The 16,576-nt window shown below is 44.2% G+C and carries 18 protein-coding genes; 9 read left to right on the plus strand and 9 right to left on the minus strand.

The features are described 5' to 3' along the window. Nucleotides 1–50: 50 nt before the first annotated feature. The 6 genes from RID53_RS12070 (at nt 51) to RID53_RS12095 (ending at nt 7,167) form a co-directional block, all read left to right on the plus strand. Entirely contained in the window at nt 51–287 is a 237-nt protein-coding gene (locus RID53_RS12070) for a hypothetical protein (RefSeq protein ID WP_446388337.1), read from the plus strand. 281 nt (nt 288–568) lie between these two features. Further along, nucleotides 569–1,357, plus strand: a complete 789-nt coding sequence (locus tag RID53_RS12075; RefSeq protein ID WP_446388338.1) for a DUF928 domain-containing protein — start codon at nt 569–571, stop codon at nt 1,355–1,357. 237 nt (nt 1,358–1,594) lie between these two features. Continuing rightward, nucleotides 1,595–2,428, plus strand: coding sequence for a DUF928 domain-containing protein (locus RID53_RS12080; protein WP_446388339.1), 834 nt, complete (start codon nt 1,595–1,597; stop codon nt 2,426–2,428). Between the two features lie 16 nt (nt 2,429–2,444). Beyond that, complete coding sequence (locus RID53_RS12085) at nt 2,445–3,263, plus strand: DUF928 domain-containing protein (protein ID WP_446388340.1); 819 nt, start codon at nt 2,445–2,447, stop codon at nt 3,261–3,263. 343 nt (nt 3,264–3,606) lie between these two features. Beyond that, the gene (locus tag RID53_RS12090) at nt 3,607–4,218 is read left to right on the plus strand and encodes a hypothetical protein (protein ID WP_446388341.1); all 612 of its coding nucleotides are present in this window, start codon (nt 3,607–3,609) and stop codon (nt 4,216–4,218) included. Between the two features lie 201 nt (nt 4,219–4,419). Then, entirely contained in the window at nt 4,420–7,167 is a 2,748-nt protein-coding gene (locus RID53_RS12095; protein ID WP_446388342.1) for an OmpA family protein, read from the plus strand. A 28-nt stretch (nt 7,168–7,195) separates the two neighbouring features. Here RID53_RS12095 and RID53_RS12100 read toward each other — a convergent pair whose 3' ends face one another. Continuing rightward, nucleotides 7,196–7,468, minus strand: a complete 273-nt coding sequence (locus RID53_RS12100) for a hypothetical protein (protein WP_446388343.1) — start codon at nt 7,466–7,468, stop codon at nt 7,196–7,198. Between RID53_RS12100 and RID53_RS12105 the strand changes: the two genes are divergently transcribed. From RID53_RS12105 to mutL, 3 genes are all read left to right on the plus strand, one after another. Then, the gene (locus RID53_RS12105; protein WP_446388344.1) at nt 7,452–7,958 is read left to right on the plus strand and encodes a Rab family GTPase; all 507 of its coding nucleotides are present in this window, start codon (nt 7,452–7,454) and stop codon (nt 7,956–7,958) included. The two genes, RID53_RS12100 and RID53_RS12105, sit on opposite strands and share 17 nt — an antisense overlap. Nucleotides 7,959–7,965: 7 nt before the next feature. Beyond that, complete coding sequence (locus RID53_RS12110) at nt 7,966–9,609, plus strand: PAS domain-containing sensor histidine kinase (protein WP_446388345.1); 1,644 nt, start codon at nt 7,966–7,968, stop codon at nt 9,607–9,609. 417 nt (nt 9,610–10,026) lie between these two features. Beyond that, nucleotides 10,027–11,757 (plus strand): DNA mismatch repair endonuclease MutL, encoded by a 1,731-nt coding sequence (gene mutL, locus RID53_RS12115; RefSeq protein ID WP_446388346.1) that lies wholly within the window; start codon nt 10,027–10,029, stop codon nt 11,755–11,757. 273 nt (nt 11,758–12,030) lie between these two features. On the opposite strand, the gene RID53_RS12120 is transcribed toward mutL, so the two are convergent. The 8 genes from RID53_RS12120 to RID53_RS12155 form a co-directional block, all read right to left on the minus strand. After that, nucleotides 12,031–12,633: a Uma2 family endonuclease gene (locus RID53_RS12120; RefSeq protein ID WP_446388347.1), complete on the minus strand. Its 603-nt coding sequence runs from the start codon at nt 12,631–12,633 to the stop codon at nt 12,031–12,033. Between the two features lie 74 nt (nt 12,634–12,707). Beyond that, nucleotides 12,708–13,478: a hypothetical protein gene (locus RID53_RS12125; protein ID WP_446388348.1), complete on the minus strand. Its 771-nt coding sequence runs from the start codon at nt 13,476–13,478 to the stop codon at nt 12,708–12,710. Continuing rightward, entirely contained in the window at nt 13,471–14,604 is a 1,134-nt protein-coding gene (locus RID53_RS12130; RefSeq protein WP_446388349.1) for an AAA family ATPase, read from the minus strand. Before RID53_RS12130 ends, RID53_RS12125 begins: the two co-directional genes overlap by 8 nt. Nucleotides 14,605–14,629: 25 nt before the next feature. Further along, on the minus strand, nt 14,630–14,875 hold the full coding sequence (locus RID53_RS12135; protein WP_446388350.1) for a hypothetical protein: 246 nt from the start codon (nt 14,873–14,875) through the stop codon (nt 14,630–14,632). Nucleotides 14,876–15,062: 187 nt separating this feature from the next. Further along, a complete protein-coding gene (locus tag RID53_RS12140; protein WP_446388351.1) occupies nt 15,063–15,365 on the minus strand; it encodes a hypothetical protein in 303 nt (100 codons plus the stop codon). Nucleotides 15,366–15,391: 26 nt separating this feature from the next. Continuing rightward, on the minus strand, nt 15,392–15,796 hold the full coding sequence (locus RID53_RS12145) for a PIN domain-containing protein (RefSeq protein WP_446388352.1): 405 nt from the start codon (nt 15,794–15,796) through the stop codon (nt 15,392–15,394). Next, complete coding sequence (locus RID53_RS12150; protein WP_446388353.1) at nt 15,796–16,038, minus strand: hypothetical protein; 243 nt, start codon at nt 16,036–16,038, stop codon at nt 15,796–15,798. The genes RID53_RS12145 and RID53_RS12150 overlap by 1 nt, the downstream gene beginning before the upstream one ends. A gap of 324 nt (nt 16,039–16,362) precedes the next feature. Further along, entirely contained in the window at nt 16,363–16,569 is a 207-nt protein-coding gene (locus RID53_RS12155) for a DUF4926 domain-containing protein (RefSeq protein ID WP_446388354.1), read from the minus strand. Nucleotides 16,570–16,576: the final 7 nt, after the last annotated feature.

The following is a 16,576-nucleotide window of genomic DNA, read 5'->3' on the forward strand; positions in this document are numbered from 1 at the left end:
TTTCTGTTCCCCCTGCTTCTAGACGCGCCATAGCAAGTCTGGAACATTGGATGCCCAGTTTCTCTAGTCCTTGTCACCTAGGAGGACAAGGGCGAATTCCCCATCTCGCAGGAATTCATGTATTTCACTCAAGTGAGAATAGCTATATCTTTACAAAAGATTTAAATTTTCAGGCGATAGAAGCATGGAAATCAGGAATTGGCTTTAAGAGTGATGAAGATTTAGATAAGAGTGGAAACAACGTTCCGGGATTACCCATGTCTAACGTTAAAATATTAACAACTTAAGACAATGGTACTGATATAACCAGGGGTCGTAGTCAGACCAAAAGTCGGCTAGCATGACTGGCAGCGTTTACGACAAACTCTTAATTCAGCAACATTTCCCTCAAGGTAGATGCTTGTCTGAGCTAAAAAGGTGATTATGTCTGACAGAAACTAACCTGAGTCTGGAACCTTGGCTTCTGCTCTAACATCTATATACTAAAGACTCGGTTCTACGAGCATATATCTGAATTATGGCTTGCTTCACCCGCTTATCACACCTAACATTCTTAACAATAGCTTTGATGCTAGGATTAGCTACCAAGCTAGTCGCTCAAGTGCCAACCCCGGTTAGGATGACCTCTCTGGGTGCTGAACTACCGACTCAGTGGGAATTCAGAACTCCAGACAGTTCAACACCTGAGCCGATTCCCGTGAATCGAGAAGCTGGTGGAACGCGAAGTCCAGAGAATTGTACGCCGAATAATCAATCACTAATTGCCCTAGTTCCAGAATCATTGATCGGCAAAACCCTAGAGGAATATCCCAAACTATTCTGGTATATGCCATCAACAACAGCATCGGCAGTCGAGTTTGTACTGAAAAATGCTAATGATGAAGAAATTTACCAGGTTAAGTATTCCTTGGAGCAGTCGGCGACAGGGGAAACACAGATGCCGAGAATTATGAGTTTAGCGATTCCTGCCTCTGCTAATCTTACTCCCCTGAAAACAAATCAGCTCTATTACTGGCAATTAGCATTGGTTTGCGACGCCCTGGATCGTTCAGCAGATATGGTTGTGGGTGGTGGGATTAAGCGAGTTGAACCGAGTCTAACGCTAAAAATGCGGACTCAACAGGCAACGCCTCAAGAACGAGTGGCACTCTATGCCAAGGAATTGCTCTGGTATGACACGTTAGACACCTTGGTAGAACTCCATCAGGATTTTCCCAATGATCGCAACGTGCAAACCGCGTGGAACAAGTTATTGCACTCAGTTGGCTTACAAAGTCTTTCTGAGCAATTAAATCCAGACAGGAGTGCTGCTTTAACTGAATCGTTGTCTAACTCAGGAGCTAATTCTGTTGAATAAAACAACCAATACAAAGATAGGGAAAAACTAACATAAAGATTCAGATAAGAGTCCAACCCCAGGTTTCAGCTCCCTCCCTATCTCAAGCTAGAATAGAACTATTCAGGCAAATTATTCGACGAGAACCCTGAAAATTCTGCAATTATCATCCCTTTTGTAGGAAGGTTAAGTGTCTGCTCAGACAGATTTTTCCAAAAACTTTGAAAGACTCTGATTAAGAAGGAGTTCTAAATTATTATGGCTTGGTTTACACATTCATCCCGTTTTACAGTCGCTTTAGCGCTAACCCTAGGACTGGTGGCTAATCTTCCCGCTGGAGTACAAGCCCAGTTAGGGGGTTCATCCCTCAGCCGTGATATCCCAACCGAATGGGAATTCACGCCGCCAGACAGTCAAGGTCCAGCGATTCCAGGCAATAGAGAAGGTGGTGGTACAAGAGGACCTTGTATTGCAAACCCTAAACCCGGTCAAGTGCCGATCGCATTGGTGCCTGAGTCCGGGATTGGAAAAACCATCGCTGAGTATCCGACTCTCTCTTGGTATCTACCGCAAAACACAGCTTGGGGAGTAGAGTTAATGGTGCGTAATGCCAAGGGTGAGGAAATTTATTCGACGAAGTATGCCTTCGACCATTACACCGGACAAGATTCTCAGGGAGATGACAAACAATATGTGGTCGGCGCTCCCGGTATTATGAGCTTAACGTTGCCTAACTTAGAGAGTAGTGTCCTTCCTCCAGAGACGGATCAGACATATAAGTGGACGTTAAGGCTGATTTGTAATACTCAAGAACCATCCGGTGATGTATATGTCGATGGTGCGTTCGAGCGGGTGGAACCTGATGCCAGTCTGGTACGCCGCATCCAACAAGCAACGCCGGAACAGCGAGTGGCTATCTACGCCAGTGAGCGACTTTGGTATGAAACGTTGAATACCTTAGTGGAACTACGTCGCGATCGCCCCAATGATCAGGGTTTGAAGGCGGCGTGGAGCCAATTGCTCCGTTCAGTCGAACTCGAGCAAATTGTCGAAGAACCAGTAGCTCAGGGTGCCAGAACCAATCCGAACTAATCACTGAGTCACTGTCATGGTACATAAGCGACGTCCTTTTTATCGATTTTCTCTCGCTGTGGGGATAAAGCTGGCGCTATTTGCCGCAGGGTTTGCCCTGATCCACAGCCCCCAAATAGTCCAGGCTCAGGGAATCCCCCAAACCTGGACAACTAACAAATATGAACCGCCAAGGGGAATTGGCTCGGCGAATCGTGTCGAAGGAGGGGCAACCCGAAGTTCTGGAGTTAATTGCCCTGTTGTCGGTAAACCGTTAACGGCTTTAATGCCGAGCGATCGCTTTGGTACAACGGTTGCGGCTTATCCCAGCTTTTTTGTCTACCTACCAGCCTCACCCGATCCCAGTACACCCTTACCTGTGGAGTTTGTTCTGGAGGATAGCGAGGGAAATCTCGTTTATCAAAGCAAATTCCGTACCAATGGCAAGTCAGGAATCATCACATTAAATCTACCTCAGGACGTTAGCTTATCACCCTTGGCGGTGGGTGAAGATTATCGTTGGACGTTCTCGATTCTCTGTCCACCTGAGGACGAACGCTCTAATGATCTGGTGGTTGAAGGATGGGTGAGACGGGTAGCGATCGCTCCTACCCTAGAAACTCAGTTAGCGCAGGCATCCCCGACAAAAAAAGTGGAACTCTATGCTGAGGCACAACTGTGGCAAGATACTCTAGCACAGCTTGTTGAACTGCGCCGCAATTATCCGAGTGATTCGGAGGTGGCGAATCAGTGGGTCAACCTTTTGAATGCGGCGGGACTTAGCAATCTGGTGGGTGAGTCACTCGCATCTCAGAATACGCCTGTTGATGTACCTTTATCGTCGTCACAACCGTAGTCAATCGAAATTGATCCACTAATATACACCATCGCAAGGGTACGAAATGTCGTACCCTTGCTTTGCATATAAATTTAAATTTGTCAAGTCTTTTTAGCTGAATTGGTAATCTAAGAAAACAATCGGTAAACTCGATAAAAATAGGGATGGCAATAAAATAGATGAGACAACCCGCCAATCCAATAACTGACTCACTAGGAAAGACTCTACCTGAAAGGATTCTAACTTATCTTTTAGCGCCAACAGCAGTGTTATAGTAGTGTCACCCCCTGATCGGAGGATATTTACAACCAACCTATCAAGTTGAGCCGACTAGACGTTTAACCAAGTGAGAGGGAAAAGTATGGCAGAAATCAGTAAAGAACAAATGCGCGAGCGCCTAGGCAATATTGACCAGATCCGAGATATCATCTTCGGCGCTCAACTCCGAGAGTACGATAGCCGAATTGACAAAATTGAGTCGAATCTGGCATTGATCCAGCAAGAAATGCGCGATCGCATCGAGCAAACCAAGACTGTCTATGCGACAGAGCTACGAGCCGCTGTAGATTCCCTGGAGAAAAAACTGAAGTCGCTGAATATGACAGTTCAAAACGATAATTCAGAGATTCGGCAAACCATCGATATGGTCAACAAAAAGTTTTCCGGAAATCTGGAATCCCTGGATAATAGTTTAGAAAAACAAACCAATAATTTGCATAACGAACTCTCAGAAACTCGCGAAAAACTCCAAGAGGACATTAGAAGCCTGAGATCGTATGTTTTTGAAGAACTCGAACGGCGCTTTTCCCTGATTAATGATGGTAAAGTTGCTAAAGATGATATGGCAGACATTTTGTTTGAATTGGGATTAAGAATTAAAGGAACAGAGTTTGCGCCTGAGCTGAAAGAAGCAGCAGGTAGTGATGTGGATGTTGATGTTCGGCTTTTAGAAGCCGGTCCCCTTTCGCAGTAAAATAAGGGATGATAAATAAATTGTTGTCATTCACTCAAGTGGCTGGTTATTAGTCCTAACGTTCAGCAAAATGTTGGCTCAAAGCTAGCAATGTAGTGGATGTCCTAGATGAATAGGATTAGAATTGGGTCAAATGCCAACTTTGACTCAATTTGGCATTTACAAACTCGGTGCCGATATAGAACAAGGCAGGATCAAATTATGGCTTTACCAGGAAAAAAGGGATCTGCCATATCCCAGCTAGAGGATTTGCTGGATTTATTGATGGATTTACAAGATCCTAACTCGACTGAAGCCACCACAACAGGAATGTCTTCCGCCAAGGAGAAAGGGGAAACTCAGGAGGAACCCCATACCGATCAGTTACAACAACAGGGAGTAGAAAAAGATAAAGCAGCAGAGGAAGCAGGGGAAGCAGGGGAAGTAGAGGAAGCAGAGGAAGCAGAGGAAGCAGGGGAAGTAGGGGAAGTAGGGGAAGTAGAGGAAGCAGGGGAAGTAGAGGAAGCAGAGGAAGCAGAGGAAGCAGAGGAAGCAGAGGAAGCAGAGGAAGATGGAATTATAGCCGATTCGAGTAGTCTGGAGGATAAATCAACCTCCCAGAATTCAACACCTTCTCAAGAGCAGGAGCAAGCTTGGGAGAGAGATGTTTCAGATTCCGTGAAAAGTAAGACTAATCTAGAGAAATCCGAGCAAAATCCTACAGATCATTTCGCTGCAAAGGAGACTAAAACAGCAGTAACAAATTTATCCAATGGGGAAACTGAATCATTATTTGACCATTCGACGCCTGAACTATCCTCCTCTGAAAACTTGAACTCATTGAATCAATCTCAGATCAACCCAACCTCACCTGAAAACGTGTCTCAAAAATCTACCGACTCCAGCGATCATTTAATTTCTGATCAACTTTTAACAGCACTAGGAGAGTTGAATCAATCCTCATTAGAGTCAGCCGAAAATGGACTATACTCATCCCAGTTAAGCGAATCTGATCAGCCAAAAACTGAGGAATTTGAACAGTCAGCCGCCTCCTCGTCTCAGCTTCAACATATACCTGAAAACCAGAACCAGGAATCCCTCACTTCGTATGATGCAAATATTGAGGATGAATTTGAACGATTGCAAAAATTACTCCTAACTCCCGATATCCTCGATTCGCAAGAAGGGATTGAACTACTCAAAGAAAAATTTTCCTCTTTAGAAAATCAAATTTATGATCCGAGTAATTTAATTAAATTAATGCTGCCATTAATTACTCAAATTTTAAGCATGAAAATTGCTGAAGCTAGAGAAGAAATGGCAAGTGCGATCGCGCCCATTGTGGATGAGATGATCGAGGCGAAAACCAAAGAAGATAAAGAGGGCATCTGTTCCGCCTTAGCGCCGATTATCCCCTCCGCCGTTAACTATCAAATTCTCAGTAATCCCGGTGAATTTGCCCGAGCCATTGCCCCAGAAATGAGTGCGGCGATTAAAGAACAAATTGATATTGAACGGGATGCCATGGTAGACGCCCTTTATCCAGTTATGGGGGGGACGTTCTATAAATATTTGTCCGAAGCAATGCGGGCGATTGATCAAAAATTAGAAAACTCCTTAAGTCCGGAGGGAATTGCTCGCAAAATTCGGGCGAAAAGTCAGGGAATCTCTGAGGCAGAACTCATATTTAAAGAGTCGATGCCATTTAGCATCCAAGCAATTTTTCTGATTCACAAAGCCTCAGGATTAGTGATTGCTGAAGTTCAACCCTTTGGCAAACAACACTTGGAATCAGATATGGTGGCGGGGATGCTAACCGCCATTCGCAGTTTTGTGAATGATTGTATTATGCAATCCGGTGAAATCTCCGAACTCGATCGCATCGAATATGGACATTGTGACATTCTCCTGGAAGTCGCTGGGTACTGTTATCTGGCTGTGGTGACACAAGGCGATCCGCCGAAGTCATTTATCGACAAAATGCGCGAGGCTTTAAGTACGATCGTTCTTCGCCATGGGAAGGCGATCGAATCCTTTGATGGTGATCCGGATAATGTACCGGATCAAATCCCCTCCCTTCTGGAATCATTAACCATCGTTAATCCCAAATCCGAAAAGCCGCCGCGTAAAGTTCCTGTCGCCTTGTTAAGCGTTTGTGCTGCTGTATTGGGTTTGATTTTTATTCCTTGGGGTATTCATCTGCATCGTAGTGGTGTTAATCAGCAGTTTGAGGAAAAAACTGCTGTTGCTTTGGCATCTGATCCCGAACTTGCCGTCTATCGCTTAAACGTGGAAGCCCAAGGTGATACGATTACCCTATCTGGCAAATTACCGAATCAATATCTCGTCGAAAAAGCGGGACAAATTGCCCAAACGACTCTACCCAATGGTGAGATAGATAATGATATCATTGCCATCAAGGTTCCACCCGATCCCGTCGAAGTCGCCGCCGAGGTTGAGCGTGTCACCGCGATCCTCAATCAAACCGAACGTTTGGCAATTTGGACGAATTTTCAGGACGGTCAAGTTACCGTAGAAGGCAGTGTCATTCAGGTCAAAGATGCCCAGAAAATCACCGAGGCGTTGGAGGAAATTCCGGGAGTAGACTCTGTAACCAACACCGTGCAACTACAACCTCTAGCCTTAGCCTCTCGCATCTACTTCGATCTCAATTCCGCTGACTTAAAAGCCTCAGAACAAGCCAAAATGGACGCCTTGACTGCATTCCTCAACGATTACCCCAACCAATCCCTGCGAGTCATTGGTCATAGTGATCCCAGTGGTACACCCTTAGAAAATCAGGAATTAGCCCTGGAACGGGCAAAAACCGTCGCGGAAGCCCTAGTGCGTCAAGGGATTGATGCGAGACGCTTAGAAGTGTCCGGAACCACCAAACCCCCCACAGGCGTGTATGCGGATGAACCCCATAAGTACAGCCGATTCGTCGAATTTGAGGCGATCGCCCGTTAACAGCATAAGTAGTCGGACATAATTAAAGTTAAACATGAGGACAAGGGAACAGGGAACAGTAAAAAGGATTACCCCGAACCAATGACCAATGACCAATGACCAATGACCAATGACCAATGACAAATGACAAATGACCAATGACCAATGACCAATGACCAATGACAAATGACCAATGACCAATGACCAATGACCAATGACCAATGACAAATGACCAATGACCAATGACAAATGACCAATGACCAATGACAAATGACCAATGACCAATGACAAATGACCAATGACCAATGGCTAAAATATCCAAAAAAATTTGTCTCGTCGGTGACTTTGGCGTAGGCAAAACCAGCTTAATTCGCCGCTTCGTCGAACGCCAGTTTAGCGATCAGTATCTGTCCACCGTCGGTGTGAAGATCTCCCGGAAAACCCTAGAATCCGTAAATTTACAGTTGCTCATCTGGGACTTGGAGGGACATACTAAATTTAAATCCATCGCTCCCAGTTACTTACAGGGGGCGAGTGGTGTCATCGTCGTGGCTGATGTCAGCCGCCTGGAAACCGTTGAGCGATTAGATGAACACGTTAACCTGTTTCTATCGGTTAATCCCAAAGGCAAAATTGCCATTGCCTTAAATAAATCGGATTTAGTCGAACCGGAAAAACTGAACCAACTGGTTCAAATCGTTCAGGATAAAGACTTAAATCCCGAAGCCGGACTTTATCAAACCTCAGCGAAAACAGGTGCTTATGTCGATGAAATTTTTGGACAACTTGCTGATAAGATATTAAGGGCTTAGAATTTGTATGCCGTCCCGCTTAAAAGTATTAGCACCCGACTACGAGTATCTCACCCTTGATCCCGAGTTACTCGTTCAAGACTTGTCTGACGGTGTTCCTAATTTTGCGGAATCTCCTCAAGATTTAAAATTAGGCGAAGATGTCCGCTTAGCCTTTCCGGAATTAGTCGGTATGGAAGGGGTAATGATGGACATTTTAGCAGGACGGCAGATGAGTTTTCAGTTAGCAGGGATTGTTCGAGCTGATCAGCATCACACAGCTAAAGCGACTGATTCTCCTTTTTATTTTGATTTACATATTTGTCACCATCAAGATGAGAATGAAAATTATTTAATCCTTTTCTTTAAGGATGTTACCGAATGGATGATGTTACAGCAAAAATTAATTCAAAAATCAAATGAAACTAATCTATTATTAAGTGCGCTAACTCATTCTAAAAATTATATTGATAAAATTATCAGTTCAATGGCTGATGCCCTATTAGTCACTACAGCTTCAGGAGACATCAAAACGGCAAACCGTGCCGCACAAAGTCTATTTGGATACAAGATAGACGAATTAGTCGGACAACCGATTACCAAAATTATTAAAAATCAAGACTTTTTAAATAACTTAAGTCATTTATCACCGGATAGTTCGACATTTCAGGACATCGAATTAAATTGCCTGACTAAACAGAGTGAAACCGTCGCTGTAGCGTTTTCTTGTTCGGCTTTGATAACTGATCTAGAAGGTTCACTCAATTTCGTCTATGTCGGTCGAGATTTGACCCAGCGTAAACTTTTGGAAGCGGAAATGCTTCAGGCGCTAGAGCGAGAAAAAGAACTTACGGAACTAAAATCTCGCTTTATTTCCATGACAAGTCATGAATTCCGGGTTCCGTTAACGGCGGTTTATTCCTCGACCGAATTACTGGAACAGTATAGTCATAACTGGGCGGAGGAGAAAAAGTTCAAACACTTTAATCGAATTAAAGACTCAGTGAACCGCATGACAACCCTATTAGATGATGTGTTGATTGTCAACAAAGCGGAATCCGGCAAATTGGAGTTTAATCCTCAACCCTTAAATTTAAACCAGTTGTGCCGGGATTTAGTCGAAGACATTGAACTAGGTATCGGTAAGCAGCATGAAATCAGTTGGATTAATTCAGGTATGGCGAGCAAGGCTTGCATGGATGAAAAACTCCTGCGGCATATTTTGACTAATTTGCTGACAAATGCGGTAAAGTATTCACCGCCAGGTTCTACCGTGCAGTTTAACTGTCACTGTCGAGAACAGGAGGTTCTGTTTGAAATTAAAGACCAAGGGATTGGCATTCCTCCAGAGGATCAAAAGCGACTTTTTGAGTCCTTCCATCGGGCTAAAAATGTGGGTAATATTCAGGGAACAGGTTTAGGTTTATCCATTGTCAAAAAATCGGTTGATTTACACGGGGGTAAATTGGCGGTTCACAGTGAAGTGGGTGTGGGTACAACGTTTACAGTCATGTTACCCCTAGGAGATGGGGGAGCAGGGGGAGCAGGGGGAGCAAGGGGAGCAGGGGAAGCAGGGGAAGCAAGGGGAGCAGGGGAAGCAAGGGGAGCAGGGGAAGCAGGGGGAGAAAAAAATAAATTAGAGCTTCTCCGAAACACAGATTACACAGATTGAATAACACTCTCCAGAAGTCTCACGATTAAATGACACAGATTAACACAGACAAGAAACCCCCTTTTTGCCTTGGCGACTAAAAGTCGCAGCTACACAAACAAAGTCCGCCTGCGCGGACTAGATTATAAAGGGGGTGGCTAACCCGGATTTGGTATCACAGCCCCACCGCTACCGTAAATCTGTGAAATCAGTGTGACTAACCTCTGACACCCCACCACTACCGTTTCAATAAATCTGTGAAATCAGTGTTTCCACCGCTACCCTAAATCCGTGAAATCAGTGTAACTAACCTGTGACACCCTCTCCACCACCGTTTCAATAAATCCGTGAAATCAGTGTTTACAGGGCTGGTTTTGAGAAAACGTTATCATCAACAGCGAAACGCAACAGTGCTAACCCCGCCCCTACTTCAAAACTATGACTGGTTCTATTCAAACCCTACCAATGGAGGTTGTTAACTTAATTGCGGCTGGCGAGGTGATTGATTCCTTAGCCGCCGTGGTACGAGAATTGGTGGAAAATGCTTTGGATGCGGGGGCGACGCGCATCGCTGTGGCTGTATGGTTTGATTTGTGGCGCGTGCGCGTGGCAGATAATGGCACGGGTATGGACTTGACAGATTTACAACAAGCTGCATCAGCCCACAGTACCAGCAAAATTCAAAGTCGCGATGATTTATACAAGATTACCAGTTTGGGATTTCGCGGTGAAGCCTTGCATAGTATTGCAGCGTTAGCCGAATTGGAGATATGCAGCCGACTGACAGGTACATTGAATGGATGGCGCTGTAGGTATAATACCGAGGGAGAAGCAGAAGACACAGAAGCGGTTGCGATCGCGCCAGGTACCGTGGTGACTGTCTCGAATCTATTTGGCAAGTGGCGTCTGCGTCGTCAGGGATTACCGTCGAGGAGTCAACAACAACGCATAATCCAAGCCACGATACAGAATATAGCCCTTTGCCATCCATCGGTGACTTGGCAAGTTCAGCAAAGCGATCGCTCCTGGTTTACAATTAGTCCGGGTAAAACGACTCAACAGATCATCCCACAACTTCTCAAACAGGTTCGGGTGCATGACTTGCAGCAATTAACCGTAGATGTTCCTACACCAGAGGAGGGGAGTGCAGGGGAGATAAGGGAGTTTACTTACAACTCAACCCCAAAGACGCGCCATGGCGCGTCTCTACATTTAGTGTTAGGATTGCCTGATCGCTGTCACCGTCGCCGCCCGGATTGGGTTAAAGTAGCGACAAATGGACGGTTAGTGCGATCGCCAGAATTGGAACAAACGATTCTCACCGCCATGGCGAAAACCTTACCACGCGATCGCTATCCAATTTGTTTTATTCACCTACAAATTTGCCCCAGTCAAATTGATTGGAATCGTCATCCCGCCAAAGCCGAAATTTATCTGCATTCCCTTTCCTATTGGCAAGAACAGATTAGCCAAGCCATTGAACAAGCCTTGCGGATTGGGGCGGAAAATTTCGACACCGCCTCTCAATCCCATCGCGTCGGCAAATTACTGACAGCCTCGGCAAAAAAGGGCGTTTATCACTTGGATGAGTCACCAAAACAGGAGCGTAATACTTCGGATATTGGCTTAGTTGAATTAAAAGCCGTTGCCCAAGTACGTAACATGTATATTCTGGCAGAACATGATACAGGAATGTGGTTAATTGAGCAACACATTGCCCATGAACGAGTCTTGTACGAACAACTGTGCGATCGCTGGCAACTGGTTCCCCTAGAACCGCCCGTAATTCTCAACCATTTAACCCCCGTTCAACTCGAACAACTGCAACGGATTGGCTTAGAAATAGAACCCTTTGGCGATCAAATGTGGGCTGTTCGCAACGCACCCGCCCTACTGCACCAGCGAGATGATTGTGCTGATGCCCTATTAGAACTCAGTTTAGGTGGAGACTTACAAAACGCACAAGTTGCCACAGCTTGTCGCAGTGCAATTCGCAATGGCACACCCTTAACCTTAGACCAGATGCAGACATTATTAAATCAATGGAAAATGACCCGCCATCCCCGCACCTGTCCCCATGGGCGTCCGATTTACTTACCCCTAGAAGAATCAGCGCTAGCTCGTTTTTTCCGTCGTCATTGGGTGATTGGCAAAAGCCATGGCATTTAATGTTTGTAGTTGCGCTTTAGCGCCATAATCGTATCGCTAGAGCAGTTAACTTAAGCCCTTAACTAAAGTTAGGGCTAAAAGCTAAAACCCGTTAAAACGGGTTCAATTTTATGGGCGCGTTGAGAGTTGAGTTGTAAGCCATAGCGCAATTTCATAACCGTGATCACAGAAACCGTAATGTCATAATAAATCCGAGTTAGCTACCCCCCTTATAACCCAGTCCGCGCAGGCGGACTTTGTTTGTGTAGCAGCGATTTCAATCGCCTTGTTGGATCAGCTTTTGTTCTGTCGTATCCCATTAATAAACGCCATTCTCGCCTCAACTATATCAGACATTAACACACAGCGCACCAGCAACTCTAAATCTAATTTAGGTAAAAACTCACTGCGCTCAACTTGCTCATAGTCATTTTGCCGAAAACGGTAGATGAAAATCTTATTCTTTTGCCAAAACCAAACTTCAGGAATTTGAAACCGCTTGTACTTTTTGAGTTTATCCGTTCCGCCACTGGTGAGAGCCACTTCAATTGCCAGATCAGGATGGTCTTTCTTTGTGCCAATATAGTAAGACTCATCGGGAGCAAAGGAAGCCCCTTTCATTTCAGCTTCACGAGTGGCATTCCCAATCGGAATAAATCGAATACCCGTTTCAAATAAATAGGCTTCTATGAGAATCGCGAGAAATTTTTTAATCATTTCATGGTCTTCACCTGTCGTCATGAACTCCACACACCCATCAAGATAAGTTAACTTTAATCCAGGAACCTCTTGCATCACGGCTTGAATTGCTTTGAATTGCTGCCAATTATAACGTCCGGGTAGGATAAAATACTGGTCGTTAACTGGGTTTTGTTGTTCTGTAAGTTGTATAGTCATAGTGAATTTAAACTTTTCGGAGGAGTACACAAATGCTTAGTAATAATTAAGCCAATCGAGACAAGTTTCAGTATCTATTGAATTAGAGCGGGTAATCGTTGCTCAACTTCACCGATATAGTCTACCAAACCTGTATGAATACCTCTTTCGCGCAGAAGTTCTAAGTCTGTATCTTCCCAACACTGCTGTTCGCGTCTCATATCTCCGTCTGTTAGTTGTTCAACTATAACTTTCGCATTTCTCATTCGATCAGGTTCTTTCCGTGAAGTAGAGCGTAATCTGTGTGATTCCGTACAAGGATCAAAGGTTAATTTAGTTTTTATTTCTGCTAAAATTTGTTTTTCTTGTTGATTCAAGGGAACAAATCCATTTAAAACCCATGCCTCACGTTTGGGATTCGCTGTACCAATAATAATTTCTAATAAAGGTTGTCGATTAACCTGTTCTAAGCGTGCTTGTTCAAGCCCCTGGCGGCGTTCTGGTTGATTATCTACATCACGGATAAAGAGAATTGCCTTAATCTGTCGTGTTTTTTGCAGGAAACGAACCAAATTCAGGACTTTTACAGATATTGCCCCATCAGCTTTTAACGGTTCACCCTTTCTATCATGACCCAAAAATCGTGGCGGTTTAAATCTCAGTTGTTCTTTTGCCTCGTCAATAATTTTACCAATGTCACTCCAGCAGGAATGTTGTGTTCCATTTTGTAATCCACTCCACTGGAAAAAATACTGAAGATTATCCTCATCTAACCAATCTACTTTCTCGACCAAAACACGCTCAGCTAATGTGGTAGCCGTTCGTGCATCTGCACCACTTTCCACAATAACAATAAACTCAGTCACTTCCTTCTCCTGCAACAACCCAATCTTCCCCCTCAGCATCCCAAAACTCACCCGTTGTTAACGTTTGTTTTGCCCATTCCACATCAGGATGCTCATCTAACCGCTTGGAGATAGTGAAGCCGGAATCAGTATTATTTAAAACATGTACTTGAATAGGAACCAGTTCATCAATAATATAGGGAGAGTGAGTTGAAAAGATAATTTGCAAATTCGGGTTGTCTTGAATAATTTCCTTAAAAACAGTCATCAACTCTCGTTGGGCTTTGGGATGAAGTCCCTGTTCAATATCATCGAGTAAAACCAAATTAGGTTGATTAGGATTCATCAGCACAGCCAGCAATCCTAGGGTAAGTATTGTTCCTTCGCTAACGGAATGGGCTGGTATACGCTCACCACTATTCATATCGAGTACAACTTCTTGTCCGGTAAGTTCCTGAGTTTCTTCATAAGGAATAAATTTACCATTGACTTCGAGGGAACGCTGGCGATTGACGACAACCTTTGCTCGCTTGACGCCTATCTTGCGTATACCGGGTACGATTTGCCTTAACCTTTCTTCTAAAGCTTGAAAATTATCTGGATTCTCATTACGCAGAAAGTCCAGAGTCGGTGCTAGTCCTGAACCATCATACTCAACTCGTGGTGTAATTTCGTCACTGTACGCTGCTTTGGCAAGATTACTGGCTACTAGCTTAAGATAAACTGTATGTCTGAGAGACTGAGGAATGGGATATTCCGCATCTTTTAGTGAGCTTTGCCATCCCTCACAGTTATCGAGTTTGCCATCTACTTTCCACGACGCCTTTGGATGCCAATAATCCGGCTTTTCTTGTGTCCAGCTATAGGATGCTTGCCAATCTTGCCGCTTGTCATATCCCCAAAAACCGCTGGCAGTAACCGACATATTGTTTTTGCCTGTTGTTGTAATAAATTGAGGTGATCTTTCCTGCTGGAAGATATTTTTAAATTCTGAGCCAGCCAATCGACTAAGATAATGCAACGCTTGCAGGACTGATGTTTTCCCAGCACTGTTTTGTCCGACGATAGCATATAAACGGGAACGATCAAAGCTAAGTTGTGTAGATTGATGGCTTTTAAAATTATGGAGTTCTAACCTTTCTAACATTGATTATATATCTACAATAGTTGGATTAGCTACGGGATTTTAGCCTCTCGTTTTCTCGAACACCACGCACCCAAGCCGTACTATTAGCTAAATCTTGACGCTCTCGCCATATCCCAATGAATGGATCATTTATCCAATCAACATCTCTGGCTTGAGATGCAGGTTCAGTTATCCTGTATTTTTGTCGTAAAAAAGCGATGAAGTTTAGAAGTTGGCGCTGTGCTTCAGCAGGTAGGGATAAAAACTCATTCAACAACTCTTCCTGTGTCATGCTGATACCTTGTTAAAACTATACTATATCTTTTAGTGGCTAATCCCATAAGAGCGCTCAGTTGAAAGGCTGCATGTCAACGCAAGTAAACCCCTTTTTGCCTTGGCGACTAGAAGTCGCAGCTACACAAACAAAGTCCGCCTGCGCGGACTAGATTATAAAGGGGGTGGCTAACCCGGATTTGGTATCAATTCTGATAGCTGACGCAACTTGCGTAAAATTGTTGATTCCCACTGCTACTGAACAACCGGAATAATTCACTACTATCCATTGACAATCCAGCTTCTGTAAATGTTACAAACTGGATAGACATAAATTCCAGCCAACCCCCTTTGGTTAAGATTACCAGAAAAACTAGGGCATATCCATCAAGATTGTAGTCAACCAGAAAATTCATGGCAATTTTGAGGCGCGTTTGGCTTTTTGCTCCTCTAGCTTTGCCCATAAAGCTGCTTGACCGAGTTGACGGGACATTGTGAGTGATATCCAAAAGCTTGCTCTTCAAATAATGCTCTTCTATAACTGTCGCCAGTTTTCAGTTTGTAAACCAGGAACTCGATCAAATTCCCGTTGGTTGGCAGTGATCATGACAAGGTTGTACTGAAGAGCAGTAGCAGCAATTAGCACGTCGTAAGCGCCAATTGGCTGTCCTTGAGATCTGAGAATGGCACGAATATGAGCCACTTGTTCTGCTTCTGAAATGCCAAAAGGAAGCAGGGTAATGGAACTGAGAAAACTGGTAATAACGGGTTCAATTTTCTGGGCGCGTTGATGGTTGAGTTGTAACCCATAGCGCAATTCCATAACCGTGATCACGGAAACCGCAATGTCAGTTGGTGACGTTTGCTTGAGTCGGGCTTGGGTAGCGGGTTCCCCTTTGATGAAGTCGCTAATGACGCAGGTATCAAGCAGGTAGCGCATTAGAATAACTCCGGTTCGCGGGGTGGTAGAAGTTGATCACGGTAAGATTCAAATACTGGAAAGTCAGGATCACCTTTATAGCTAAGGATAGTATCTGACCAACAGGCAACTTTGCTTTGGGTTGTTTGAGTCAGTTGACGCAAGGATTGGAGGATAAAGCTTTCAATGGGAATATTGAGTTGGGTAGCTTGTTGAATCAGCTTTTGTTCTAGGTCTTTGGGGATGTTTATTGTGATTTGCATAGGGTTTCTCCTAGTCATTGTTTTTGCCCAAGTCTCAACCTTCAACTTAACATGAGATTAACCGGGAAATTACGACTGTCGTATCCCATTAATAAACGCCATTCTCGCCTCAACTATATCAGACCTTAACACAGAGCGTACCAGGAGTACACTAATACGATTGTATTGAAAAATATGTTTAGAATTAGCCATGGCGACTGGAAGTCGCAGCTACACAAACAAAGTCCGCCTGCGCGGACTAGATTATAAAGGGGGTGGCTAACCTGGATTTGGTATCAATTCTGATAGCTGACGCAACTTGCGTAAAATTGCTGATTCTCACTGCTATTGAACAACGGGGATAATTTGCGAGGCGGCAACCTCGATTGTCACTTGAGGCAGATCAAACCCTTCCAAACTGTATCCATCTTCTTCACTTTCAGCCTTATGGTAATATTCTACAATTGTGGCAATATCTCCCCGTTTTAGGTTGTATTCTGGTAAGTCTTGAGCCAGGGCAACTTGGGAAAACATAGGGTATTGTGCTTTCATGAATTCG

The organism is Coleofasciculus sp. B1-GNL1-01, from assembly GCF_040220235.1.
GTDB lineage: Bacteria > Cyanobacteriota > Cyanobacteriia > Cyanobacteriales > Coleofasciculaceae > Coleofasciculus.